Source organism: Herbiconiux daphne, from assembly GCF_024979295.1.
Classification (GTDB): domain Bacteria; phylum Actinomycetota; class Actinomycetes; order Actinomycetales; family Microbacteriaceae; genus Herbiconiux; species Herbiconiux daphnes.
This window is the reverse complement of record NZ_JANLCJ010000810.1, coordinates 1-522: the sequence shown is the minus strand read 5'-3', so window position 1 is coordinate 522 and position 522 is coordinate 1. Positions and strand designations below refer to the sequence as shown.

Genomic DNA, 522 nt, shown 5'->3' with positions numbered 1-522 from the left:
GCATCAGTGTAACCGTAATTACTACGGAAACCATCAAGCAGTTCTGTCCAGTTTGGAGAATTTTCCCAGACATTTTTGTCTGTCACGAGAGTCGCATCACGGAGGTCCTTCCGGTACCCTGTACGACTAGAGATAGGAGCACTATCTTCATCGTTATCATAACAACCGTAACGACCGTAACCATCTACAGTATCCCCCCAATTACCCTGCCAAGTGTCACCTAATTCACCACGGATAAACGCAGCAAGGTCACACAGACGAGAACAACCACCAAACACAGATTCATCACCATCAGCAGAACGATAGAAGTAAGAACCGCTAAAGCCTACAGAACGGAAGAATGCTTGTGCAATTGTAAATGCGATGTGAGGTGCAACACCTTCTTTCAAACAATACAAGAACGATTGGAACGTAGATGTATAATTGAAAATGTTACGCAACATCATACCACCAAGAATGGTGACTTGCATCTGATGGTTTGGAAGAGGGAATGTGATATCCAGTTCGAAATGATTTTTAGAA

Annotated in this window: 1 protein-coding gene; it reads right to left on the bottom strand. The window is 43.3% G+C overall.

Translation table 11 applies throughout. The features are described 5' to 3' along the window. Positions 1 to 470: hypothetical protein (locus N1032_RS27825; RefSeq protein WP_259543976.1), on the bottom strand; the 470-nt coding region annotated here is incomplete at its 3' end. Positions 471 to 522: the final 52 nt, after the last annotated feature.